The organism is Paenibacillus sp. MER TA 81-3 (assembly GCF_023713585.1).
Taxonomy (GTDB): domain Bacteria; phylum Bacillota; class Bacilli; order Paenibacillales; family Paenibacillaceae; genus Paenibacillus_B; species Paenibacillus_B profundus.
Window position 1 is genome coordinate 1 of the sequence record NZ_JAMAWB010000152.1, and the last position, 249, is coordinate 249.

Genomic DNA, 249 nt, shown 5'->3' on the forward strand with positions numbered 1-249 from the left:
AGGTTCGGGGTGGAAGCACAGCAATGTGTGGAGCTGACGAATACTAATCGGTCGAGGGCTTATCCTAAGCAATATGATTCGAAGCAGTTGAAACTTTCGCGTTCAGTTTTCAAGGTGCAAACCCTTGTAAATCTGTTTGGTGGCGATAGCGGAGGGGTTCCACGCGTACCCATCCCGAACACGACCGTTAAGCCCTCCAGCGCCGATGGTACTTGGACCGCAGGGTCCCGGGAGAGTAGGACGTTGCCA

Annotated in this window: 1 rRNA gene; it reads left to right on the top strand. The window is 53.8% G+C overall.

The window, feature by feature from the left end:
* Positions 1 to 135 precede the first annotated feature (135 nt).
* Positions 136 to 249: ribosomal RNA gene (rrf, locus tag M3650_RS31650) — 5S ribosomal RNA — on the top strand; the annotation flags it as partial.